Genomic DNA, 25,101 nt, shown 5'->3' with positions numbered 1-25,101 from the left:
CGCCTTTTGTACATATATTAGGTAAAAAATCCACATCAGGTAAGTGCTTGTTGACATTGGGAGTGACACTTCATACATTAAGGGTATGAATATAAATTACTCACACACTTTTTTTTCTTTTTTTAGCTTCTTTATATAGAAGAGGCTTCCCTGTTTGTGAGATAAAATCAATCGAATAGTAAAGCCTCCCAACTGGGAGGCTTTTTTATTTTCACTGCAAAATCAGTGATATTTTTGGAATGAGGAAAACCAAATGAGCAACGATGTACTTGATACTCTCAGGCACGATATAAATGAAATCGACTCCGATTTACTTGTTTTACTAGCAAAGCGACGCCGCATTAGTCATGGCGTAGTTGAATATAAAATTGCAAATAATAAACCCATTCGTGATGAGGCCCGTGAACTGGCTTTGCTCGAAAAACTTATTGGCTATGGCAAATCCTTAGGGCTTGACGCTTACTACGTTAACAACGTGTTTCAAACGATATTAGAAGACTCCGTATTGCATCAACAAGCCATGCTTCAAAAGAATTTAAACCCTGACGCACTCAGTGAAACCCATCGCGTAACGTATTTAGGCGGTCAAGGCTCTTATAGTCAGCTTGCATGTCATAAATATTTTAGCCGTCGCCAGGGTAAATTAGTTGAAATTGGTTGCACCTCATTTGAAGAAATCACCGGTAAAGTAGAAAAAGGTCAAGCCGACTTTGGCTTACTGCCAATTGAAAATACCAGTTCGGGTAGTATTAATGAAGTATTTGATTTACTGCAGCATGCACAAGTCTCTATTGTCGGTGAAGTTACTCATAGCGTTGAGCATTGCTTATTAGCAGCCCCAGGAACTGAGTTAAGCCAATTAACTAAGGTATTTGCACACCCACAACCCTTTGCCCAGTGTAGTCGTTTTTTACAGGGTCTTGGTGAACTTCAACATGAAACCTGTGATTCGACCTCAAGTGCATTAAAGTCAGCTCTCGACACACCAAACAGTGCAGCTATCGGCTCAGCGCAAGCTGGTAAAAATGTAGGTCTTGAAGTGATCAAGGCGAATCTTGCCAATCAAAAAGAAAATCATAGCCGCTTCATTGTTGTTGCACGCAAACCACTGCAAGTATCAACTCAAATACCTACTAAAACCAGTTTAATTATGTCAACCAAACAACAAGCCGGATCGCTTGCCGATGCGTTAATGATTTTTAAACAGCATAATATTAATTTAGTGAAACTAGAGTCTCGGCCCACTCCTGGCAATCCGTGGGAAGAAGTGTTTTATGTAGACTTGGAGGCTAACTTAATCGATAACCAAGTGAAGCATGCATTAGAAGAGCTTAAACAGCACACTCAATATGTACGTGTACTTGGTTGTTACCAAAGCGAGTCTTTACAAGCTGTTAGTGTTGAAAACTAATCGAATTTTAAAAGGGCCTAGCGGCCCTTTTCTTTTCACGGAGCTATTCTTTTTAATCGAGTACTTTCGCATCATTCGCTTTATTTAATAAACTACGGCTTTGGGTTAAAAAATGCGCCGTTGAATCTGAGAAGTAAGACTTTGCATCTGCAAATGCATCAATTAATGCGGGCTTATCTCCTGCTTTTAGCTTTTCAAGCGTCTCTGAAAACAGCGACTGATACTGCGCTAATAAGCTTTCGACATTGTCAAATTGTGCTAACATAATATCGGTGTATAGCTCTGGCGATTGCGCAAATAAACGGCCAACCATCATTAGCTCTAATTGATAAATAGGTGATGAGCAACTTCTTAACTCGGCAAGTGTATGCCCCTGTTTTGCTAAAAACTGACCGTACACAAAGGTCGTTAAATGGCGCATAACCTGAATAATTTGCATTGCTTCATCATGCTTTTTAGCATCTAGCTCAACTAACTGACAACCCCATATTTGTAGCTGCTTTAATAACCCTTGCGCCACCTCATGACTGCGCCCTTCGCATACCACCACAGTTTGTTTTACCCAATGAGAAATATCAGGGCCAAACATGGGATGTAAGCCAACAACAGGTCCGCTATGTACTTTTTTAAGTACCGTTAATGGGGCTTGTTTAACTGATGTAATATCAACCAGCAAACAATCATCATCAAGTTTCGGTAGTGCATTAACAACTGTTTCAAGGGCATTTATTGGTACACTGATCATCACCAGTTTTGCACCTTTTAGAATATCGACTGCCTGCGATTGCTGCGCTTTATCTAAAATTTTGACTTCGTATCCCGAGCGCTGAAATTGTTTTGCAAATAACTGCCCCATGGCCCCTTCACCGCCAACAATAACAATTGGCGATAATCGTGGATCGGCACAAGCTAATTTGGCTTGTTGATTTTGATAAGCTTCACGCATCATGCGTCTGAGAATGTCTTCAACTAAATCAGGATTCACACCTTGATTAATAGCCTCTTGGCGTCGCGCAGCTAATAAATTGGCTTCTCTATCGGGTGCATGTAATGGCGCGCCAGTTTGTTGTTTTATTGCGCCTATTTGTTGAGTAATGCCATTGCGTTTTGCAAGTAAGGCAACCAGTTGCGCATCGCATTCATCTATGTCTGTTCTTAGCTGCGCTAAATCACTTATCTCTGCCACGTTCTCATTCCATCCCAAAAAAGCAAAATCGTAAATTAATAATTACAAAAAAGTAAACTAATCAATACGATAAATACTAACAGGATACGTTAGGGGTTAAAAGGCAAATTATGGAAAAGATCGCCACCTGTCTATCAACTAAGACCAAGGTGGAGTGGAGTGGAGTGGAGTGTAGTGGGGTAAGGCAGTAAGTAACCTGAACACGAGATAAGAAATCTATCTCAAGCAGCTATTTCAGCGCTAACTACATTGAATTGAGTTGCAATAGGCTAGCTTGAGTTAAGTAGGGGAATATTAAAAGTGGCTAAAAGCCACTTTTAACAAATAATCAGCACGCGATTAAAAGGACTAGTATTCTAATGCCATAGCCGCAAGCGACATAACACTGTCGAATGATTCTGCGCCAGCGATAAATAAGCCATTGTGACAAAACATAGCATCATCGATACCGGTTACCGCTTGAAATTCTTCATCTGATAATCCTGCCCATGGTGAAGGTAATGACTTTCTGTCTTCAAAAGAGCCTAATTCTGCAGGCACCGTTTGCACTATCCACTTGCCAGAATGAGATGGGTAGACAACAAATAATGCCTCATCAGATAAACTATGTACGGTTTTTTTCCACGGAGTATAGCGCTCTAACACGATTAATCGAGGATCATCAGCTTGTTTTATTGCTTGAGCAACAATCTTTTTAGCATTTAAACCACCTCGGGCAGAAGCTACAAAACGAATCAGTAAAGTGTGTGCAAATTCAACCGCTTGATCAAAAGCAGTATCAAAATCACTTTCCTCTTCCCATGTTGGGTTAAACATAGAAATTGTTTGGCTTAAGCTAATGCCTGTAGCAACCCCTTCAACATGACCACAATCAATGGCATCAATAGTTGATACAAGCCCTGCATCCACCGCATTAGTCACATCTTGGTTATCATCACATATTGCTAAGCCATATTTTTTCCACACCAAGCCAAATGACGAAAAAGGAATACCATTTTCACGAGCGCCAGCACCGCCACGCTGATGATGATCAAATCGGTCAGTTTGTGGGTCATATTGACCGCCAACATCAATAACCACATCGGCGTCATTAATAATCGCATTATCGCGTGTGCGGATCAGGGTAAAAGAAGGGAAAATAATTTTAAGCGCAGCGATACTAAAAACATCATCTGCGTGAAAATTGCCGTTGTGTGTAACTATCGTTTTATCATTCATTTTTGTACATCATTTTTTGCAAGAAGTGAGAAGATATTGTGATTTGAAGATGTGCATTGGTTTTTAAATATAGCGCTAAAAAAATCGCAATAGCATTAAAACCAAAACGGGTTGCAACCTAAAGGTTGCAACCCGTTTTTTTGCGTTGATAAACAGCGCGTATTAGTTAAGTTTTTCTCTAATACGTGCAGATTTACCAGAACGCTCACGTAGATAGTAAAGCTTAGCACGACGAACTGCACCGCGACGCTTAACTGTTACGCTATCGATAAGAGGGCTATGCGTTTGGAATACACGCTCAACACCTTCACCGTTCGAGATTTTACGAACTGTGAATGCTGAGTGAAGACCACGATTACGCTTAGCGATTACAACACCTTCAAAGGCCTGTAGACGCTCTTTAGCACCTTCTTTTACTTTTACCTGTACAACCACTGTATCACCAGGGCCAAATGCAGGTACGTCTGTTTTAAGCTGCTCTTCTTCAAGCGCTTTAATAATATTTTGGTTTACTTTTGCCATTATGTTTCTCACTTTCCTAGGTGTAACTGTCTTCTAGCCACAAGCTTTTTGGTACTCTTGCTGAAATTCTGCGAGTAATACCGCTTGCTCCTCAGTCAGAGCTAGGTTATGCAACAAGTCAGGACGTCGTAACCAAGTTCTGCCTAATGACTGCTTAAGCCGCCATTTTGCTATCGCTTGGTGATTACCACTGAGTAATACAGCAGGAACCTGTTTGTCGTCCAATGTTTCTGGTCGTGTATAGTGAGGACAATCTAGCAAGCCATCCGAAAATGAGTCTTGCTCTGCTGATTGATTGTGTCCTAACACGCCTGGCACTAATCGCGCTACTGCATCAATTAGTGTCATGGCTGGTAGTTCACCACCACTCAAAATAAAATCACCAATTGACCATTCTTCGTCAACGTATGACTCTATTATTCTCTCATCTACACCTTCATATCGACCGGCAATCAAAATCAGTTTGTCAGAGTTAGCTAATTCGCTAGCTCCTTGCTGATCAAGTTTGCGCCCTTGTGGGGACATATAAATTACTTTAGCACCATCGCCTGCCGCTTTTTTAGCATCAAGGATGGCTTTTTCTAATGGTTTAACCATCATTAACATACCGGGTCCGCCCCCGTAAGGACGATCATCTACGGTTCTATGCTTGTCTAAAGCGTAGTCTCGTGGGTTCCAGCAGTTAAAATCGATTAATCCATTTTTTACTGCGCGACCAGTAACCCCTTGTTGGGTAATTGCGTCAAACATGTCCGGGAAAAGGCTTATCACCCCAACCCATAATGAACTAGTTTGAGTCATTAAAACCCAGGATCCCAGTCTACGGTAATTTCTTTCACGTCGTATTTAACCTCTTTTATAACTGAGTCAGTTAAAAAAGGAATTAAACGCTCCGATTGACCAAATGCATCTTTACTGTTTGCTTTAACAACCAGTACGTCATTTGAGCCTGTCTCCATCAAGTCATCAACAATGCCAAGATTATAACCTTTATCAGTCATAACCGACATGCCAATGAGATCTCGCCAATAAAACTCACCTTGCGGGAGTTCTGGTAATTGCGTTGCATCCATTGAGATTTCTGCATGGGTATAAGCCATTGCTTCGTCTCTGTCGTTTACTTGCGCAAATTTAGCGATAAAGCCTTTGTTGTGGCGACGCCAGTCGACCACTTCTAAGGACTGCCATTTACCTTGTTGCCCTATCAACCACGGGCTGAAATCGAAGATCCCTGCGGGATCATCAGTAAATGAATGTACCTTAAGCCAGCCCTTTATACCATAAGGGGCGCCGAGCTTTCCTACGACAATTATTGATGAGGTGTTCTCTTGACTCATGGTTACACTTACGCCTATTAAGCCGCTTTACGAGCGTCTTTAACTAATTTAGCTACACGATCTGAAAGACCTGCGCCCTGACCTACCCAGTGATCTACACGAGATAAATCTAAGCGAAGTTTTTCTTCCTGACCCGAAGCGATTGGGTTAAAGAAACCAACTTTCTCGATGAAGCGACCGTCACGCGAGAAACGGCTATCCGCAACCACAATTTGATAGAAAGGGCGTTTTTTAGCGCCACCACGTTGCAAACGAATAGTTACCATACCGTCCTCTAAATAGATTGACTGTTTTCATTAATAAGATTTACTCCCCAGTATGGGGAGCCGGTGAATTGTACGAGTTTTTAGCAACAATGCAAGTAAGAAGTGATGCAAAAAGGCAGTTTAGTAGATTAAACCGTGATCCAAGAAGAAAAAGTATGTGAACAAGCTATTCTGTGCATAGTTTATTCAACAATAAAGAGGCACTTTGCCTCTTTATTGATTACTTTTTGTCTCATATTGGAGATGTTAAAGCTTAAATTCTTAAAATTTCGGGCCACCGCCACCCATCATTCCCGGTGGTAACATCCCTTTCATGCCACGCATCATTTTTTGCATGCCACCTTTACCTTTCATTTTTTTCATCATTTTTTGCATTTGGGTAAACTGCTTAAGCAGCTTATTGATCTCTTGTACTTGAGTACCCGACCCAGCTGCAATGCGCTTTTTACGCGAACCTTTAATGATTTCAGGGCGTGCACGCTCTTTTTTCGTCATAGAGCTAATAATCGCTTCCATTTGAATAAAGGTTTTATCACCCATTTGGCCTTTTACTGCATCTGGGATGTTTTGCATGCCTGGCAGTTTATCAAGCATCGACATCATGCCGCCCATATTTTTCATTTGCTTTAATTGATCAGCAAAATCATCCAGTGTAAAACCATCACCTTTAAATACTTTTTTCGCTACTTTTTCTGCCTGCTCTTTATCTACTTTCATCTCGACTTCTTCGATTAATGAAAGTACATCACCCATGCCTAAAATACGTGAGGCGATACGATCAGGGTGGAAAGGTTCAAGTGCATCAGTACGCTCACCAACACCCATAAACTTAATAGGTTTCCCGGTAATATGACGAATAGATAACGCAGCACCACCACGGGCATCACCGTCTGTTTTAGTTAAAATCACACCGGTAAGCGGTAGAGCTTCATCAAATGCTTTTGCAGTGTTTGCAGCATCTTGACCTGTCATTGCATCAACAACGAATAAAGTCTCGATTGGGTTAATTGCACCATGAAGCGCTTTGATTTCATCCATCATGTCATTATCAACATGCAAGCGACCTGCAGTATCGACTAATACCACATCAATAAATTTCTTTTTCGCGTGAGAAATAGCAGCTTGTGCTATATCAACTGGCTTTTGTGAAATGTCACTTGGGAAAAACTCTACATCTACTTCTGTCGCTAATGTTTCTAACTGCTTAATTGCCGCAGGACGGTAAACATCGGCACTCACTACCAGCACAGATTTTTTCTTGCGCTCTTTTAAAAACTTAGCCAGTTTACCCACACTGGTTGTTTTACCAGCACCTTGAAGACCCGCCATCATCACAACAGCCGGAGGTTGCGCGTTAAGGCTTAGCTCTTCATTAGCTTCACCCATGGCCTTTTCAAGTTCTTCACGCACAATTTTTATAAATACTTGGCCAGGACTTAAGCTTTTAGTAACTTCAATACCCACTGCGCGTTCTTTTACTTGTTTTACAAACTCGCGAACAACAGGCAACGCCACATCGGCTTCTAAAAATGCCATTCGCACTTCACGAAGTGTATCTTTAATGTTGTCTTCAGTTAGGCGGCCACGGCCACTAATATTTTTTAGGGTTTTACCTAATCGTTCTTGGAGGTTCTCAAACATGTAACGGTTCCGAAAAGACGTTGAAATCAACTCTATTAATAAGGTCGATGTTATTAAAATTCAATTAGAAATAGTATACCGTAAATGGTGGCATACAATACAGTGCTGAAATGCTGCTTATTGAGTTTCTTTTTACAGGGTCTATGCATTTGCTTTGCTATAAAATACAATGGCCACATAACGAACACGAATTATTTGACTTCAATTAAGTGGCCAAAGCAAAATGCTGATTATTAGTTTAACTATTATTGCCAGTTTATTTTATGTGTTAGCAACGTCTCACGTGCTTTCGCGGTTGTTTCATCATCAGGGCCCGAGCCAAAAAGTTACTATTATACTCAGTACTGTCGCTATTTTGGCGCACATGCTGCTTTTAGTAAATTCGGTATTTAGAGCTGATGGACAAGATTTAAGCATTGTTAATGTGGCATTGCTGACTTGCTGGATTATCGTGCTGTGTGTTACTACCGTTTCTTTGAAGTTTCCCGCGACCTTGCTACTACCTGTAGTTTATGGCTTTGCTGCGCTTTTAACCATTTCTAGCTTATTTATCCCTCATCATGTTCTATTACAAAGTATTAATGTAGAGCTGGCGCTAGTTGCGCATATATCACTGTCATTATTAGCCTACTGCATTTTAATTATTGCAACTTTGTATGGCGTACAGTTTTACTTTATTGATAAGCGCTTAAAACGAAAAGACCTAGCGATAGTTCACAGTCACTTACCGCCGCTAATGGTAGTAGAGCGCCAACTTTACCAGTTATTAAACTTAGGCACCGTATTATTAAGTGTGGCGCTTATTACCGGATTTGTATTTCTAGATGGCATGTTTGCCAAAGAGTTTATTCACAAAACAATCCTATCCTTAGTTGCTTGGGCCATTTTCACTACAATTGCGGTTGGCCATGTAAAACGTGGTTGGCGAGGAAAAGTAGTGGTAGTTAGTATAATGATTGCCGCTTTTACACTCACACTCGCTTATTTTGGTAGCCGTTTTATACAAGAAGTGGTCCTGAATAAGTTTTAACTTGACTCTGAAAGCTCACTCTAGCTTAATACGCATTGGTTTATAAAAAAAGGATCCATCGTTGGACGACATATCGACAAGTACCCTGTTTATCATATTAGGTTTATTGGTGCTTTTTTCTGCTTACTTCTCCGGGTCAGAAACCGGAATCATGTCAATCAACCGTATTCGTTTGCGACACCTCGCTAAAGAGAACCATCGTGCTGCGAAACGCGTTAGTAAATTACTGAGTCGACCAGATAGGTTGATAGGTCTGATACTCATTGGTAATAACCTGGTTAATATTGCGGCAGCTCAGGTAGCTACCATTATTGGTATACGCTTGTATGGCGATTTAGGTATTGCGATAGCGACAGGTGCATTAACACTTGTTGTACTAATTTTCGCTGAAGTAACGCCAAAAACACTGGCTGCCCTCTATCCTGAGCGAGTCGCTTTTCCCAGCTCTGTGATACTCAAAGGTTTGTTAAAAATACTCTTCCCGTTTGTGGTTGTTGTTAACTGGATGACCAACGGCATATTACGCTTATTTGGTATTAGTGCTGCACAAATAGATGAGCACAGCATGAGTAAAGAAGAATTAAAAACCGTGCTTAATGAATCAGGGGCTTTGATCCCGGCGCGCCACCAGAGTATGCTGACCTCAATTTTAGATTTAGAACAGGTTACCGTTGAAGATATTATGATACCCCGCAATGAAATTGTGGCGATTGATATCAACGATGACTGGAAAATAATTAGTAAACAGCTGACTCATGCTCAACATACTCGCGTACTCTTATATCGCGACAATATAGATGATGCAGTGGGATTTATTCACTCTCGTGATGCATTGCGTCTTCTTACTAAAGAGCAATTCGATAAACCTTCGCTACTGCGCGCTGTACGTGAAATTTACTTTATTCCTGAGGGAACGTCGCTTAACACCCAACTACTGAAGTTCCAATTATCAAAAGAGCGAATTGGTATTGTTGTTGATGAATATGGCGATATCCAAGGCTTAGTTACTCTAGAAGATATTCTTGAAGAGGTTGTGGGCGATTTCACCACTACTCAAACTCGTACACCGAGTGAAGAAGTAACCACACAAAATGATGGCTCTTATATTGTTGATGGTGGTGCTAACGTACGCGACTTAAATAAAGAAATGGGTTGGGAATTCCCATTAGATGGCCCTAAAACGCTAAGTGGCCTCATTGTTGAGTACTTAGAAGACATTCCTGATGCTAACTTAAGCATTCGTATTGCAGGTTATCCGGTTGAGGTACTTGAAGTGAAAGAAAACATGATTAAACAAGTTAAAATTCAGCCCAATAAACGTAAAAAATAAACCAACAAAAAAGGAGCCAAATGGCTCCTTTTTTATTAATCTGGGTTTAGATTAGTTAAAAGAATAAACGCTCTAACCAACCTTTGTCTAAATCATCCTCACAGCGTCTTAGCTGTGCTCCATAACGGCTTGCACGATGTTTTACTTTATTGGCAACGCTCATTAACCACTTTTTCTTACGATAAGTGCCTCGCTTATAACCGCCCCACCCTTCGTGATAATTTAAATACTGTGCGTAAGCATCCCATTTAGAAACGCCATTAACTTTGTGAGTTTTATAAACAAACCACGCCATAAAATCGATCGCATCTTCAAATTCATCTCTATCAGCACCACTATTACCTGTTTCACGAATATAATCAGACCAAGTTGGAGTTTTAGCTTGAGAATAACCATAGGCATCACTTGCGCGGCCGGTTGGAATTATCCATAAAAAGTATTCCATGGGTGGCGCGGCATCATGACGAAAAGAACTTTCTTGGTACATCATACTCATTAATACATGTTTGGGAGAGCCCCACTTATCTTGCGCGTCTTTAGCATCAAAATACCAGTCAGATTTCTCTTCAAAGATTTTACAAATATCTTCGGGTTGCTTAGGTGGCGCAGTGGCACACCCCGCTAAGGTAAGCACTAGAGATAAAGTAATAATATTTTTTTTCATTTTTTAAGATCTCACTGAACTTTTTAAAAAAGCGTGGGTCTGAATCTATGAATGCAGCAGTACAGCATTGTTTCATCCCTAAAGAATATTTACGCAGCTACTATGAGCTGCGTTTTTTTTGCCTACTACTTACTAAAATATGTATCTAAAAATGCAGTAAATGATTGATTATCGGCTTGCTCAATTGCTTTTTGAGCTTGGTAAGACTCTGTCGCTTGTTGCGCTAACCACGACTTTGAGAATTCAGTATAACTGGCTATATCATGGCTTTGTTTATACTTTTGAGCAAGTGAGAGTGCATAATGACCATTATCTAGCCCTGATGCTTTTAATTGCTCAACATAACGCCCTGAATAAGTTAATGTAGGATTATGCACCCACGTTGCCATGCGCTTAATAGTGTTTGAGTAATAATCAACCCCGTACGCGCTATCCATCCACTTAGCAACATCAACGAGCTGATTAAATATTTCATCACCCCATGATTCAAGACTGCGCTGCTCATTATTAAAATTAAGCATTAGGCCTTTTTCTCGGCCTTGGTTTACTACTGTATCAAGATTTTCAGTGCTTCGCGCTTGCTCTTCCCAGTCCATAGGCGCTGAGTCTTTTAATAAACAATAGGTTAAAAATACATCTAAAAAGTGTATTTGCTCTAAATCAATGCCTACTTCACTAAATGGGTTAACATCCAATGCACGAATTTCAATATATTCTATACCCGCTCTTAGTAAAGCATCGGTGGGTGTTTCACCATTTTTAGCATTACGCTTGGGGCGAATTGGCGAGTAAAACTCGTTCTCTATTTGTAGAATATTTTTATTTAATTGCTTTGGCTCTGCACTGGTGTAGTCGTCAATACTGCCATAAATATCTGAAGGCGTATTTATGGCTTTTTTAAGCCCTGCTACATATTCATCTAATGAGTTATACATCACGCGTAATGATGACTGTGCACTGTTGGTATAACCTAGATTACCTAATCGAAGCGCCGTGCCTACTTCTAAATATAAAGTACCTTTACCTAGCTTTTTAAACGGTAAATCACTTTTACGCCCTTGCAAAAATGAACTACACAATGCCGGTGACGCACCAAACATGTAACTAATTAACCACAACTCGCGTTTAAAATTGCGAATTAATGCTAAGTACCCATCAGATATAAAGTCTTCAAGCTTCGCGCTACTTTGCTTTAGTGAGTGTAGTGACTGCCATAACGTTTCTGGAAAAGAAATATTAAAGTGCACGCCGGCAATCGCTTGCATCATACTGCCGTAACGGTTCTTTAAACCTTCACGATATAAGGTTTTCATTTTACCAACGTTAGAATCGCCAAATTGTGCTAATACAATATCGTCTTGATGATTTATAAAACACGGCATACTAATTGGCCACAGCAGTTCATCGCCCATATGTTCTAGGGTGAACTTTTGTAAATCTTTTAGCTGTTGTAACGTTTGCGTTGATGACTCGCTAACCGGTGTAATAAACTCAAGTAAAGACTCAGAAAAGTCAGTCGTGATATGTCCGTTGGTAAGCGCACAGCCAACCCCTTCAGGGTGAGCTTGCTTAGAAATAGAACCATCAGGTTTAATTCTTAGTGATTCTCTCTCAATACCGCGCATAATACCTTTAATAGCATGCTGATTATCTGCATTAGATAGCGCGTTGAGCGTGTTCTTTAAATTATAAGTTGCCAAAAAAAAGTTTCCTCGAGCCAAGTGGCTTAATCATGAGGTTATGGGGTCTAATTACCTTTACTCAAGATTAAATGAAGAAAAAACTATATGAATTTATTAGATATAGTTTTTAATGAATTTTAAACACGCTTTGTTTCACGCTATAAAAGATAATCTTGCCATTGCCACCAGCAATATACAATTTCTTTTACATATTATTTGCCACAATCCTCTCCTACCAACAACGTATTATTCCCCCCCATGCGAAAGGGTGAATCTCTTGTTAAAAGTTTGTCATAATTAAAAAATTCAATTACCCTTAAAATTGATAAAGATCATAAAAACATCAAAAAAAATGACTTACTACCGCTATTTAAAACTTATCACTAACGTACATTAGTTTTAGTAATTACAATAGCCACCCCAATAAAGGATGATAAAGGATTACTATGCGTCGTAATCAAAGCTTGATAGATGAAGAAGTCACTTTTGAAGAGCAGCAAGAGTTAGTTTCAACAACCGATCTTCGAGGTGTTATTACCTATGCTAATCATGAATTTTGCAGTATTGCTGGCTATGAAATGGATGAACTCATTAATAAAAACCACAATATAGTTCGCCACCCTGACATGCCTAAGGCGGCATTTAAAGAAATGTGGGACACCTTAAAGCAAGGCCATTCGTGGCGAGGAGCTGTAAAGAATTTATGTAAAGACGGCCGTTACTATTGGGTTGATGCATTTGTAACACCTATTTTTGAACATGGCCAATTGATTGGTTATCAGTCTGTGCGTGTAAAACTCTCGCAACGCGCAAAACGCAGAGCACAGAAACTGTATGCCAAAATTAACGCTAATCAGTCACTATTTAGCTGGCGTGAACACACCTCACTCAGACAAGGCTTAAGCATAGCCGGTGTTTTAGTTTGGTTAGCCTGTGTTGCTATTTGGGGATCAATCGCGATTGCAGCGGTTAACTTGATGGTGTGTATTATCATTCTAGTTTTAAATTATGATGAACTAATAGCAACACCTGCGACCCTAAAGCAGCAAAAGAGTCAGGCTGATTCGGTGTCTCGTTATGTATTTAGTGGTTCACACCCTCACAGTATTAGTGATTACCGAGAGCAAATGCTTTGCGCCAAGTTAAAAACGGTACTCGGTCGTGTTAAAGACTCAACCTTGAGTTTTAATACAATTGCTCAAGGCTTAGATCAGCAATCTACGCTGACCGAACAAGGAATTTCCTCTCAGGGAACTCAGCTTGAGCAAATAGCCACTGCAATGTCACAAATGAGCACCACCATTGGTGAAATTTCTAATAATACTAATAATACCGCAGATAAAGTGGGGATCACTTATCAAAGCTGCTCTGATATAAAAAGTCATATTGCCGATAATAGCAAAATGGTATCTGACTTAGCTATGCAAGTTGAGCAAGCGGCAACCACAGCCACAGGACTTGCCTCTGAGGCCGATAAAATTGGTCAGGTAATGAGTGAAATAGAAGGCATTGCAGAGCAAACCAATTTGTTAGCACTTAACGCTGCGATTGAAGCTGCCCGTGCTGGTGAGCATGGTCGGGGTTTTGCGGTGGTCGCTGATGAAGTGCGCGCATTATCTTCACGTACTCAAAACGCCACAGCACAAATTCATAGCTCCATTAAAGAGATTCAAGACACCTTGTTCAGCTGGTCTAAAATCATGCAGAGCACAAAACAACAAGCCGATGACTGTGTGAACACCACAGGGCAAACACAACAAGAGCTAGATAGTATTTTCATTCAAATTAGTGAAATTTCACAACTTGCTACCGACATCTCAGCCGCCGCAGAGCAACAACAAGTGGTAAGTCGAGATATTGGCTGCAATGTTGAAAAAATTAAAGGCTTGGGGGATGACAATTTACAGCTTAGTTATAGCGTAGCGCATGGCGCTGCTGAATTGGTCGAAGGGTCACGAAAAGTAAATGATTTACTGCTTACCTTTAAAGTTTAATCCACTCCTTTGAATCAAAAACAAAAAAGCCGCTATTTTCAGCGGCTTTTTGCTGTGCTTCAGATTATCGGCTAGTAAACTCTAAGCCCTCACCACTTGCATCAATAACAATGATGCAGCCTGGTTGAAAATCATTATTAAGCAGCTTTTGTGCTAACGGATTTTCAATGGTCTGTTGTATTGCACGCTTAAGTGGGCGAGCGCCATAAACCGGATCAAAACCACTGGCAGCAATGCGCTCAAGCGCAGCATCTGTCAATTCGAGTAAATAGCCCATCTCAGTTAATCGTTCACGCAATTTACTTAACTGTATATCTGCGATTTCTTTAATATGACTATGTGCAAGTGAGTGGAACACTACTGTTTCATCAATACGGTTAATAAATTCAGGCCTGAACTCATTATGCAGTACACCCATTACCTTTGCTTTAAGCTCGTCATAGTCATTACTTCCCGATTGCTCTTGGATAATGTCTGAACCTAAGTTAGAGGTCATAATGATAACCGTATTTTTAAAATCAACAGTACGTCCTTGACCATCTGTTAAACGACCATCATCAAGAACTTGTAATAAAATATTAAACACATCTGGATGCGCTTTTTCTATTTCATCAAGCAAGATAACCGAATACGGCTTACGACGAACGGCTTCCGTTAAGTAGCCCCCTTCTTCGTAACCTACATAACCAGGAGGAGCACCAACTAAACGCGCCACTGAGTGTTTTTCCATAAACTCAGACATATCAATGCGTACCATGGCACTTTCGGTGTCAAACATATAGCCAGCCAATGCTTTCGTTAGCTCTGTTTTACCCACCCCTGTTGGTCCTAAGAATAAAAATGAGCCAATAGGACGATTCGGATCAGCAAGCCCTGCGCGAGAACGACGAATGGCATTAGCCACCGCAACTACCGCTTCATCTTGCCCTATCACTTTATTATGTAATTGCGTTTCCATTTGCAATAGCTTTTCACGCTCACCTTGAAGCATACGTGCCACCGGAATACCGGTCCAACGTGATAAAATTTCAGCTATTTCATCTTCGCCCACTTGGTTTTTAAGTAAGCTCATTTCTTGCATTTCGGCTTGTGATGCTAAATCAAGCTTACGCTCAAGCTCGGGTATACGGCCATATTGCAGTTCTGACATGCGCTGTAAATCGCTTGCTCTGCGTGCCACTTCTAAATCAAGTCGTGCCTGTTCAAGCTCAGCTTTAATGACTTGCGTACCTTGCAAAGACGCTTTTTCGGCATTCCATACTTCATCGAGTTCACGGTATTGCACCTCAAGCTCAGTGATCAGCTCAACCATTTCTGCACGGCGCTTCTGACTCGCCTCGTCTTTTTCTTTAGCCAAGGCGTTATCTTCAATTTTTAACTGAATGATACGACGCTCTAACTTATCTAAGGCTTCAGGTTTTGAATCAATTTGCAGTCGAATAGAAGAGCCCGCTTCGTCAATTAAATCAATTGCTTTATCAGGTAATTGGCGATCACTAATATAGCGATGTGATAACTGCGCTGCAGCAACAATTGCCGGATCGGTGATTTCCACTGAGTGATGTAATTCGTAACGCTCTTTTAGACCACGTAATATAGCGATAGTATCTTCAACCGATGGCTCTTCAATTAATACTTTTTGGAAACGGCGCTCAAGTGCAGCATCTTTTTCAATGTATTTACGATATTCATCTAAGGTCGTTGCACCTACGCAATGAAGTTCTCCTCGTGCTAATGCAGGTTTTAACATGTTACCCGCATCCATAGCGCCATCACTTTTACCAGCGCCAACAATGGTATGAATTTCATCAATAAACAAAATCACTTGGCCTTCTTCTTTGGCCAATTCATTTAAAACTGATTTTAAACGCTCTTCAAATTCACCTCGGTATTTGGCCCCAGCAACCAACGCGCCTAAATCAAGCGAGAGTACGCGCTTGTTTTTTAAGCCCTCTGGCACTTCCCCATTAATAATACGTTGCGCAAGCCCTTCGGCAATCGCGGTTTTACCCACCCCAGGCTCACCAATTAACACAGGATTGTTTTTGGTGCGGCGTTGTAATACTTGGATGGTGCGACGAATTTCATCATCACGGCCGATTACAGGGTCAAGCTTACCTTGCTCCGCCCGCTCAGTTAAATCAATAGTGTACTTTTCAAGTGCTTGACGAGTTTCTTCAGCATTAGGATCATCAACTTTTTGACCACCGCGAATTGCTTCTATGGCAGTTTCAACTTTGTTAGCGGTGATATTAAGTGCTTTAAATACACTGCCAAGCGGCCCTTTATCTTCACATGCAACTAAAACAAACAGTTCGCTTGAGATATATTTATCTTTGCGTTTTTGGGCATACTTGTCACACAGATTAATAAGTGAAACCATGTTGTTTGACAATTGCACATCGCCACCAACACCTTCTACTTTAAATAATTTTTCTATCTCTTGAGATAGTTTAGTATTGAGCTCATCCACGCTAATGCCCATTTGTGCAAATAAGGCGCGCACACTTGAACCACTTTGCTTTAATAAAGCATACATAAGGTGAACGGGTTCAATAAATTGATGATCGCGACCTAGCGCTAATGATTGCGCATCTGAAAGCGCAGACTGAAATTTACTTGTAAATCTATCTAAACGCATGGGGGTTTACCTATAAAAAAACGAATTACTTTATAAATGGGTATGTTAGCGGATTTGTTCAAGGTATTGAGGGAAAAATAATCACTTAATAGTAATTTACTTGCGCCAGATCAAACTTGCCATACGACCGGTTTGGCCGTCACGTCGATAAGAAAAAAACTGATTATTTTGAGAAAAAGTACAGTATTCACCACCACTAATATTCACAACACCCCGTTGGTTTAGCAAAGTACGCGCAATGTAATAAATATCAGCTAAATATTTATCGTTATTTTGAGGTTTAAACGCATCATGCAAAGCTGGATTATTGGCTGTAAATGTTGCAACGACCTCTTGGCCGACTTCAAATCGGTTAGCTCCTATTGCAGGACCTAACCACGCATGTAAATTCGCTGGCTCATGTTTAAAACAGCTAACTGTATTATTAATAATTCCTTGCACTAATCCTCGCCAACCTGCGTGAATTGCAGCCACTTCTTGGCCATCGCTTGAGGTAAGTAAAATAGGTAAACAGTCAGCGGTCATTATAGCTAAAGGTTGATTGCGTAACTGCGTGTAAAGCGCATCCCCCGTCAGTATGTGATTAGCGTCAAACGCTTCATCCACTAAAATTACATCAGCGCTATGAACCTGATTTAACCAAACAGCAGGATTAGGTATGTAACTATTTACATGCGCTCGATTGGTTAATACATCTTGGCTGTTATCACCTACATGTAACCCTAAATTCAAACTATCAAATGGAGGCTTTGACACACCTCCATCCCGTGTAGTACTCAATGTGCCTACACCCTGAATAGGTTGCCATGTAGCTGATAAGCCAGACATAATTAACTAGCTATATCTGGATTTGCTTTTGTATCTTCGCGCAGTGCTTGTGTCATCTGGACCATATCATCAGGAATAGGTGCTTGCCAGGTCATCATTTCACCAGTAATTGGATGAGCAATGCTTAATTTTACAGCATGCAGCGCTTGACGCTTAAAGCTACGCAGTAACTCAAACAGCTCAGGGGTTGCTCCTTTTGGTGGACGAGGACGGCCGCCATAAGATTGATCGCCAATTAGTGGGTGGTTTAAGTAAGCCATATGCACGCGAATTTGGTGTGTACGTCCGGTCTCAAGGCGTAAACGCAAACGAGTATGAGCTCGGAACTTTTCTGCCACACGGTAATGCGTAATCGCTGGTTTACCCATTTCATGAACAGCCATGTGCGTACGTTGAGTTGGATGACGACCAATCGCTTTTTCAACCATACCACCGGCGGTCATAGTACCATTACATAAGGCTTCATATTCACGTGTGAAATTTTCGCGCTTTTGTAAGGCTTTAACCAAATGAGTTTGTGCCTGAATCGTTTTCGCGACAACCATTAAACCCGTTGTGTCTTTATCAAGACGATGAACTATACCCGCTCGTGGTACGTTAATAATTTCTGGGAAGTGATGAAGTAATGCATTTAACACCGTACCGTCAGGGTTACCTGCACCAGGGTGAACCACTAATCCCATTGGTTTATTGATAACTAAAATATCATCGTCTTCATAAACGATGTTTAATTTGATATCTTGTGCTTCGTATTCACGAGGTGCTTCTATTGTTGTTTCAACAGCCACAACTTCACCACCGAGTAATTTTTCACGCGGGGTGTTGAAAATTTCGCCGTCAACGGTGATTTTATCATCTAAAATCCACGTTTTTATCCGTGATCGTGAATAATCAGGGAACAATTGTGCTAATACTTGGTCTAGACGTTTACCACCTAAGTCTGTTGGGACCTCGGCTTGGAGAGATATTTGCTCTGACATTAGTAACTTTACCCAATTTACCAGTGCAAGCTTTGCTTGACTGGGTTAGAATCGCTTTTAATAAAAGCATAACATAATACGCATAGTTTACTCGGTTTTACCCACTTGGCCTAGCCGAAGACATCGAAGGTAACAAATAAAATGATAAATAAAATAGGGAAACGTGCATTCGCCATTGTTTTTTCAGTTTCAGTGCTTAGTTTAGGGGCTTGTTCGTCTGCACCTGACCAAGAAGACATTCAACGAGTACCAAACAGATCAGCACAAGCACTATATGAAGATGCAAAACAAACGCTTGATTCTGGTTTATACGCACGTGCAATTGAGCTGTTAGCGGCAATTGATTCTCGCTACCCGTTTGGCCCGTTTTCAAAGCAAGTACAAATGGATTTAGTGTACGCACATTACCAATCAGGTAATACAGAGCAGGCACTTGCTACCATTGACCGTTTTATTCGCTTAAACCCAAACCACAAAGATTTAGATTACATGTACTACATGCGTGGCTTGGTTAATATTAAAGCGGATAAAAATGCTTTCCAAGAGTACTTTGGTGTAGATAGAGCCGACAGAGACGCTAAACGTACCCGTGTAGCTTATACCGATCTATCAACCTTAGTTAAACGTTTTCCAGAAAGTGACTATGCGCCAGAAGCAAAACGTCGTTTAGTTTGGCTATTAAATCGCATGGCACGTTATGAGCTAAAAGTTGCGACTTACTACTACGAACGTGAAGCCTATTTAGCAGCTGCGAATCGCGGTAAGTTTGTGGTAGAGCACTACTCACAAAGCAGCTACTTAGATGCGGCACTAGCCATGATGGAAAAAAGCTACGATAAGCTAGGATTAACTGAATTAAGTGACAATGCAGCGCAAACGCGCAAATTTAACAGTAGAAATAAATAATACGAAAAAGGCGCTACTTTCAAATAAAAGTAGCGCCTTTTTTGCTCAAGACTACGATTATATCGCGTCTTCATCTTCTTCTGCAGTACGAATACGAACAACACGCTCAACTTCAGTGACAAATATTTTACCATCACCAATTTTGCCTGTTTGTGCGGTTTTAACAATCACATCAATAGCGCGTTCAACATCTTCATCACCAAGCACAATATCTAACTTTACCTTTGGTAAGAAATCAACCATATACTCTGCGCCACGGTATAGCTCGGTGTGACCTTTTTGACGACCAAACCCTTTGACTTCACTTACTGTCATACCCGTAATGCCAACATCAGATAGTGCTTCGCGCACATCATCGAGCTTAAACGGTTTAATGATTGCTTCTATTTTTTTCATATTAGTTACTTTTGAAAGCCTCAGTTGCCTCGATTTTAGACAATCATGAGGTTCATAGCAAACAAAGTGATTGAATAGCACAGGTGAAAAATAATCATGGTATGATTATTTTAATAAAAATAACTATACTAGGGTCTGTTGACCTTTCAACATCACCGAGTTAATGAGATTTATATGAAAACCAAGCATACAGGATTTACTCTATTAGAGTTAATGGTTACCGTTGCTATTGTTGCAATAATAGCAAGTATTGCAATATGGAATAGTAGCGATATGCTGGAAGAAAATCGAGGCGAAAACTTTTTATTGGAGCTTAAGCGTAATATTAGTTTTGCGCGCTCACAAGCAGCTAGTACTGATGAGATTGTGGTTATTTGTGCAGCTCAGCATTCGGAGGTTAAAAACAATGATGATAGTATGCAATGCCGAGCAAGGTGGGATCGTAATAAAGTTATTATAACCTTTATTGATGCAAATAATGATGGTCAATATAATTCTTCCTCTGACAGCTTAATTCGCGTCATGGAAAAAATTAGCCTTAATGATAAGGTAACATTCACAGCTGGAGATAGACGGATACGGTTTAACACCAGCGGTCGTATCACCACTAAACCTGGAAATTTTATTTTTTGCCCTAATGGTACTAATGAAAATAATAAAGGGTTAACACTGTCTCAATCAGGAACTGCTTTTTATATAGGTGACACAACTCAAACCTGCAGCTAAAAGCCATTTCATACTTTGTCGTTTTTTGATTATTTACTAAACTAATATAATGGACTGTTCAATGTAAGGCTTCAGGGATGAAGTTAATTATAAGTGTTCACAAAAACGATGGCGTTACGTTAGTAGAATTACTAGTAACCATTTTAGTTATTGCAATACTGAGTCAACTCTCTTTGTCGTTTGCTCCTGACTTCTTGGCGCTCAATCGCGCAGATAATCAGGTTAGTCTATTACACCGAAATATTAATTTAGCACGTCTTTATGCTATAGAGCATGGCAACTACGTAACGCTGTGCGCTTTGAAAGATAAACAATGTTTAGATGGTGAGTGGCACACGGGTGTGTCACTTTTTACTGATCATGACAAGTCAACATCTTTGGATAATGACGAACGTCTTATTAGTACCTTTGAACATACCCATCCCTCTGATAGCTTAAAGTATCCTCGCACTGCAATAACTTTTAGACCCGACGGCTCTTTAAATGGCTTTCAAAATGGTACTTTTATCTATTGCCCTAATAGTGAAAAAGCAAACCTTGAAGGGCTTGCTCTATCTATAAGTCAAACAGGTCGCATAAGGATAAAGTCCACAAATAGATGCAAAAATAACTAACCTGAATTCTAGTTAGGGGGTTTACAGTGTAAAAAGCCGGGTTTCGCGCCAATAGCTGGGCTATTGCAAGTAAACTCAACGCAATTAGCGCTAAAAATAGCTGCTTGAGATAAGTATACAATTCAGAGTAGGGCTCACCTGCATTATCTACCCCAGCAATAGGTTATATCTGATTTACCTTTGGTGCCTTCAGCCCCTTTTAAGCCTAAGTCATTAATAGACAATTCAGTACAATCAGTATCCCCTTTAACAGCTCCAGCGATGGGCTTCGCTGTAATTGTAAATTCATTACTATTAACCACATTTATTGCTAACTCAAAATGCCCGTTTTCAGTTTTACTTTGAATACCTAAGTCACTAAACGAAGTTGAATAGACTCGGTTATCTACAAAGTATTGCTCTTGCTTATTTGCCGCATCTAACAGCGCAGATGCAGCTTCTGCGCGTGATGCTCTTTTTACATACTCACTGTAATTCGGCAGTGCAATTGCGGCAATGATGCCAACAATCGCTACTGTGATCATTAACTCAATTAATGTGAATCCTTGTTGTGTCTTATTCATATACAGCCCTTAATTGTTTATCTCGTCGTTTTCTTCACGCTTATAAATATATGTTTGCTGCGTTTTAAAGCCAAAGCCATTGTCGGCACTATCTAGTAACTTTATAGTTCCATCTTCGGTTTTTAGACCAGGCCCTAAAATGTTAACGGGTATAAATGGTTTGGGATCACCTTTAACTAAAGGACCTGAAAAATAATATTTGCTTATGGGTGGCTTTTGTTCTGGGTCTTCATCACACTTTCCATCGGTGTTAGCATCCGCACAAGAAGAACCAAAGTATAGCTGTGGTGTATCGGGCACGTCGTAACTGGTTACAAATTTAAGCTGTTCATACACCTTTGTACCGTAATGCAAATGAAACGCATAAAGCGCACCACCGCCTCCACTTAAAGAACATTGATTCTCTACAACGGCATCAGATGCTGGCGTGAAAGAAGTAAAATAAGCAACTCCGCCAACAACGGTAGCTGCAGCCAATGACTTTTCACCTTTGGCTAATTCGTAGCGCCACCCTTTCTTTTTTGCCAACTCAGCTTCAACAAGATTAAAACCATCTATGTCATCTAGAGTATTACCAAATGGGTCATCGTTCATAATCATTAAGTCGGAGGGCTTAATTGCCGCAGGCGCATTGGTTTTAAATGAGCGTGTCAGTGTATTTTCATCACGGATCATAAACAGCTGATCTTGCTCATTTGTATTCGTTGGTTTTGAACGATTACCGCTGCCGATAACAACAGCATCATAAGGAGTATCTAAACGGGTAATAACTTTATCACCATTGATGGTCGTCTCCGTTACTTTACTAAACAAAGTTCGCGCAATCAAAGGCTTATAAAAGAAGCGCCTATCTTGGGTATTTTGATTGCTACCAAGCTCTGCAAGTTTGAAATGACTAAACTCACTACTATCTTCTCCTGGCATATCAATTCGCCAAATATTACCACCGGTATCTGAGGCATAAATTCGGTCAATATAGCCGTCATAATCTGAATCAAGCGTAGTTAAATCAGCGGCAATACTATGTTTACCTTTAAAACCATTGCTATTTGGGGTTAACGCCCATACTAAACTGCCAGTTTTTGCTTCAACAATATAAATGCCCCGACCACGGGAATCCTCAGCTCTTATAGCCGCATCTTTATTTGTATCGTAACCGGCACCAAATACGAGTAAAGGTTTATTACCAAAAGCTTTGATATAAGCTATTTGCGGTTTTGACCATGTTTGTGCTAATTCCGTAAAGTCGCCTTTGCCGCCTTCTATTGGTTTGCTCCAAAGGCGCTTTGGCTGGTTCGGGTTTGTAATATCTAAGCCATAGTAATTCTTACCACCACGACGCATACCAGCAAAAGCCCAAACAGCATCTCCTTTACTAGCATCTATAATACCGTCATTTAAACCTTCGCTATTTAAACTCTTATTACTAAAGTAAACACTGATAGGGCCGTCCATGCCGTATACCTTGCTATCTGCTTGTTTATTTCTGAGTGGCTTAATAATGTCAAATAATACTGAAGGTATAAACGCCCAACTTTCACTTACAGTCTCGCCGGCATCTTTAAACATATGTAAAAACCCAGCATTTGTCCCTATAAGAATTCGTATATCATCATTGCCATAGTCGATAGCAATAGGCTTAGAATGTAATGGGTCGCCAAAAATATCAGAGCGTTGATCTTGCGAAGAGCCATCTTTATCCTCATCATCAACGTCAACCCCTCTAGCCCAATTAACATCTTGGCTTGTTAAGGCTAGCGGATTATCAACAATACCGCTAAGAATGTCGCTGATAACCGAAGTATCAAAGCTAACAATAGAGCCTTGATTTTCAGTGAATAAATTACGGGCTAGTGGATCTATCGTGCTTAGATAATGGTTTACACCACCTTGTGCAACCGCATTACCATCAGCGGGTTGGCCCGCAGGTAGCCAAAATGTTTTTGCATCTTTTGAAATTAAACCGTCGCTATTGAGAGCAAGCTGGTTAGTTGCATCAACAATCTGATTGCCTGTAATTTTCAACTTTTTGAGGTTACCACGCCAACGCGCTCCTGTTTCAGGATAAAACATTGCATAGTAAAGAGCATCACGGCTGCGAGTTTGGTCTACATTATTACTGGCCACTGATGGCGATGAAAAGCTATCGTTTACTTCTCGAATACGAGAAATCGTATTTTTAAGTGCGTCTGACAGTTGTGCTGCAGTATTGGCATGTAAATATTGCCCACCGCCATATTCAGCAGTCTCAGTAAGTAAGTTTTTACCTGAGTTACTCATTCCAGTACCAAAGCCAATAGGAAATACACGACCAATATCTAGTACATTATTGGTTTTGCTATACAGATCAACTTTTACATCATCTGTGCCATGGATAATTTTTGCCAGCGCTGCCAAATAACTATTGCTGACAACAGGCGCATTTTCAGAAAAATAATCATCATGGAGATTATATATATCATTATTTCTATTAGAATCGTTGGTAGGATCTCCATCTGTCATTAAAATAATGTTGATACTATTGTCACAACGCAATGGCTCCCCCGCTACTGGGGCAAAGGGTGATTTATAAACTCCTGATGACTCTGCGGTAAAATCTCGATCATTAGTGTTATCGCCATAGTAAACATCTTGGCCTGTTATGTATAAATACGCTTCCCATAATGTTTCAGTTAATGGGGTTGACCCACTGGCAGGTAGCTCATCAATTTTATTGAGCAACGTTGACTTTTCAGCACCTACTCTGGCTAGTACATAACCGCCACTACTGCCATTAAAACGCATTAAACCAAATTCAATATCATCATTATCGTTCACTAATTGCGTAATCGCATTTTGTGCAACTCTTAAACGACTATCACTACATGTGGCTTCATAATTGTAGTAGCTAGTTCGTTTGTAACATTGCTCATTACGTTTATAGCTGTCTTTACTTTCAAAACAATCGACCTGGTAATAACGATTACCGCTTCTCATATAACAGGAATTGCCATCGTTTACATCCCAAGCCATACTGCCCGATGTATCAAAAATCATAATTACGCGTGGCTTTTCATCTGTCTCCACATTATGGTTAACATACAACTCTATATCTTCAGCATGAGCTGACATGCCAATTAATATTCCGAATATAGGCATGAGCATTCTGTTTAGTGTAAGTTTCATC

Annotated in this window: 22 protein-coding genes and 1 other annotated feature; of the genes, 7 read left to right on the top strand and 15 right to left on the bottom strand. The window is 40.4% G+C overall.

All coding sequences use genetic code 11. From position 1 onward, the window contains the following. The first annotated feature begins 94 nt into the window (after positions 1-94). Positions 95-210 (top strand) — a sequence feature (Phe leader region). Positions 211-253: 43 nt separating this feature from the next. Next, positions 254-1,411 carry a chorismate mutase gene (locus AC0VZ5_RS05025; protein ID WP_178955546.1) on the top strand — a complete coding sequence of 386 codons (1,158 nt, stop codon included), beginning with the start codon at positions 254-256 and terminating at the stop codon, positions 1,409-1,411. A gap of 52 nt (positions 1,412-1,463) precedes the next feature. Here AC0VZ5_RS05025 and tyrA read toward each other — a convergent pair whose 3' ends face one another. From tyrA to ffh, 7 genes are all read right to left on the bottom strand, one after another. Continuing rightward, the gene (gene tyrA / locus AC0VZ5_RS05020) at positions 1,464-2,597 is read right to left on the bottom strand and encodes a bifunctional chorismate mutase/prephenate dehydrogenase (RefSeq protein ID WP_178955544.1); all 1,134 of its coding nucleotides are present in this window, start codon (positions 2,595-2,597) and stop codon (positions 1,464-1,466) included. Between the two features lie 348 nt (positions 2,598-2,945). Next, positions 2,946-3,815, bottom strand: a complete 870-nt coding sequence (locus AC0VZ5_RS05015; RefSeq protein WP_475474497.1) for an MYG1 family protein — start codon at positions 3,813-3,815, stop codon at positions 2,946-2,948. A 162-nt stretch (positions 3,816-3,977) separates the two neighbouring features. Continuing rightward, the gene (gene rplS / locus AC0VZ5_RS05010; protein ID WP_008132530.1) at positions 3,978-4,337 is read right to left on the bottom strand and encodes a 50S ribosomal protein L19; all 360 of its coding nucleotides are present in this window, start codon (positions 4,335-4,337) and stop codon (positions 3,978-3,980) included. Positions 4,338-4,370: 33 nt separating this feature from the next. Then, a complete protein-coding gene (gene trmD, locus AC0VZ5_RS05005; protein WP_475474496.1) occupies positions 4,371-5,138 on the bottom strand; it encodes a tRNA (guanosine(37)-N1)-methyltransferase TrmD in 768 nt (255 codons plus the stop codon). Then, complete coding sequence (gene rimM, locus AC0VZ5_RS05000) at positions 5,138-5,674, bottom strand: ribosome maturation factor RimM (RefSeq protein WP_058403461.1); 537 nt, start codon at positions 5,672-5,674, stop codon at positions 5,138-5,140. Before rimM ends, trmD begins: the two co-directional genes overlap by 1 nt. Positions 5,675-5,691: 17 nt before the next feature. Further along, complete coding sequence (gene rpsP, locus AC0VZ5_RS04995; protein WP_006792801.1) at positions 5,692-5,940, bottom strand: 30S ribosomal protein S16; 249 nt, start codon at positions 5,938-5,940, stop codon at positions 5,692-5,694. A gap of 261 nt (positions 5,941-6,201) precedes the next feature. Beyond that, positions 6,202-7,581 carry a signal recognition particle protein gene (gene ffh / locus AC0VZ5_RS04990; protein WP_010391303.1) on the bottom strand — a complete coding sequence of 460 codons (1,380 nt, stop codon included), beginning with the start codon at positions 7,579-7,581 and terminating at the stop codon, positions 6,202-6,204. 223 nt (positions 7,582-7,804) lie between these two features. On the opposite strand from ffh, the gene AC0VZ5_RS04985 reads away from it, so the two are divergent. Together AC0VZ5_RS04985 and AC0VZ5_RS04980 are read left to right on the top strand one after the other, a co-directional pair. Next, positions 7,805-8,611: a cytochrome C assembly family protein gene (locus AC0VZ5_RS04985; RefSeq protein WP_138606286.1), complete on the top strand. Its 807-nt coding sequence runs from the start codon at positions 7,805-7,807 to the stop codon at positions 8,609-8,611. 61 nt (positions 8,612-8,672) lie between these two features. Beyond that, positions 8,673-9,941 (top strand): HlyC/CorC family transporter, encoded by a 1,269-nt coding sequence (locus tag AC0VZ5_RS04980; protein WP_013464491.1) that lies wholly within the window; start codon positions 8,673-8,675, stop codon positions 9,939-9,941. Between the two features lie 55 nt (positions 9,942-9,996). On the opposite strand, the gene AC0VZ5_RS04975 is transcribed toward AC0VZ5_RS04980, so the two are convergent. Further along, positions 9,997-10,605, bottom strand: a complete 609-nt coding sequence (locus tag AC0VZ5_RS04975) for a transglycosylase SLT domain-containing protein (protein ID WP_008114460.1) — start codon at positions 10,603-10,605, stop codon at positions 9,997-9,999. Positions 10,606-10,730: 125 nt separating this feature from the next. Continuing rightward, positions 10,731-12,305, bottom strand: a complete 1,575-nt coding sequence (gshA, locus tag AC0VZ5_RS04970; RefSeq protein WP_178955540.1) for a glutamate--cysteine ligase — start codon at positions 12,303-12,305, stop codon at positions 10,731-10,733. 428 nt (positions 12,306-12,733) lie between these two features. Here gshA and AC0VZ5_RS04965 point away from each other — a divergent pair, with 428 nt between their 5' ends. Continuing rightward, entirely contained in the window at positions 12,734-14,281 is a 1,548-nt protein-coding gene (locus AC0VZ5_RS04965) for a methyl-accepting chemotaxis protein (RefSeq protein ID WP_475474495.1), read from the top strand. 64 nt (positions 14,282-14,345) lie between these two features. Here the strand turns inward: AC0VZ5_RS04965 and clpB are convergent, their stop codons facing one another. The 3 genes from clpB to rluD all read right to left on the bottom strand — a co-directional run bounded on the left by clpB (position 14,346) and on the right by rluD (position 18,730). After that, on the bottom strand, positions 14,346-16,922 hold the full coding sequence (gene clpB, locus AC0VZ5_RS04960; RefSeq protein ID WP_475474494.1) for an ATP-dependent chaperone ClpB: 2,577 nt from the start codon (positions 16,920-16,922) through the stop codon (positions 14,346-14,348). A 96-nt stretch (positions 16,923-17,018) separates the two neighbouring features. Further along, entirely contained in the window at positions 17,019-17,750 is a 732-nt protein-coding gene (gene pgeF, locus AC0VZ5_RS04955; RefSeq protein ID WP_475474493.1) for a peptidoglycan editing factor PgeF, read from the bottom strand. Between the two features lie 2 nt (positions 17,751-17,752). After that, positions 17,753-18,730 (bottom strand): 23S rRNA pseudouridine(1911/1915/1917) synthase RluD, encoded by a 978-nt coding sequence (rluD, locus tag AC0VZ5_RS04950; RefSeq protein WP_008114448.1) that lies wholly within the window; start codon positions 18,728-18,730, stop codon positions 17,753-17,755. A gap of 141 nt (positions 18,731-18,871) precedes the next feature. Here rluD and AC0VZ5_RS04945 point away from each other — a divergent pair, with 141 nt between their 5' ends. Next, positions 18,872-19,636 carry an outer membrane protein assembly factor BamD gene (locus tag AC0VZ5_RS04945; RefSeq protein ID WP_413401464.1) on the top strand — a complete coding sequence of 255 codons (765 nt, stop codon included), beginning with the start codon at positions 18,872-18,874 and terminating at the stop codon, positions 19,634-19,636. A gap of 57 nt (positions 19,637-19,693) precedes the next feature. Here the strand turns inward: AC0VZ5_RS04945 and AC0VZ5_RS04940 are convergent, their stop codons facing one another. Beyond that, positions 19,694-20,032 carry a P-II family nitrogen regulator gene (locus tag AC0VZ5_RS04940; RefSeq protein WP_008114445.1) on the bottom strand — a complete coding sequence of 113 codons (339 nt, stop codon included), beginning with the start codon at positions 20,030-20,032 and terminating at the stop codon, positions 19,694-19,696. A gap of 174 nt (positions 20,033-20,206) precedes the next feature. Here AC0VZ5_RS04940 and AC0VZ5_RS04935 point away from each other — a divergent pair, with 174 nt between their 5' ends. Then, complete coding sequence (locus AC0VZ5_RS04935; protein ID WP_138607640.1) at positions 20,207-20,758, top strand: GspH/FimT family pseudopilin; 552 nt, start codon at positions 20,207-20,209, stop codon at positions 20,756-20,758. 77 nt (positions 20,759-20,835) lie between these two features. Next, entirely contained in the window at positions 20,836-21,372 is a 537-nt protein-coding gene (locus AC0VZ5_RS04930) for a GspH/FimT family pseudopilin (RefSeq protein WP_475474492.1), read from the top strand. Between the two features lie 143 nt (positions 21,373-21,515). On the opposite strand, the gene AC0VZ5_RS04925 is transcribed toward AC0VZ5_RS04930, so the two are convergent. Next, a complete protein-coding gene (locus AC0VZ5_RS04925) occupies positions 21,516-21,935 on the bottom strand; it encodes a type IV pilin protein (protein ID WP_475474491.1) in 420 nt (139 codons plus the stop codon). 9 nt (positions 21,936-21,944) lie between these two features. Continuing rightward, positions 21,945-25,100, bottom strand: coding sequence for a pilus assembly protein (locus AC0VZ5_RS04920; protein ID WP_475474490.1), 3,156 nt, complete (start codon positions 25,098-25,100; stop codon positions 21,945-21,947). Position 25,101: the final 1 nt, after the last annotated feature.

The sequence above is a fragment of the Pseudoalteromonas sp. QJM3NY_12 genome, from assembly GCF_056173165.1.
This window is presented reverse-complemented; position numbering and strand designations above follow the sequence as displayed.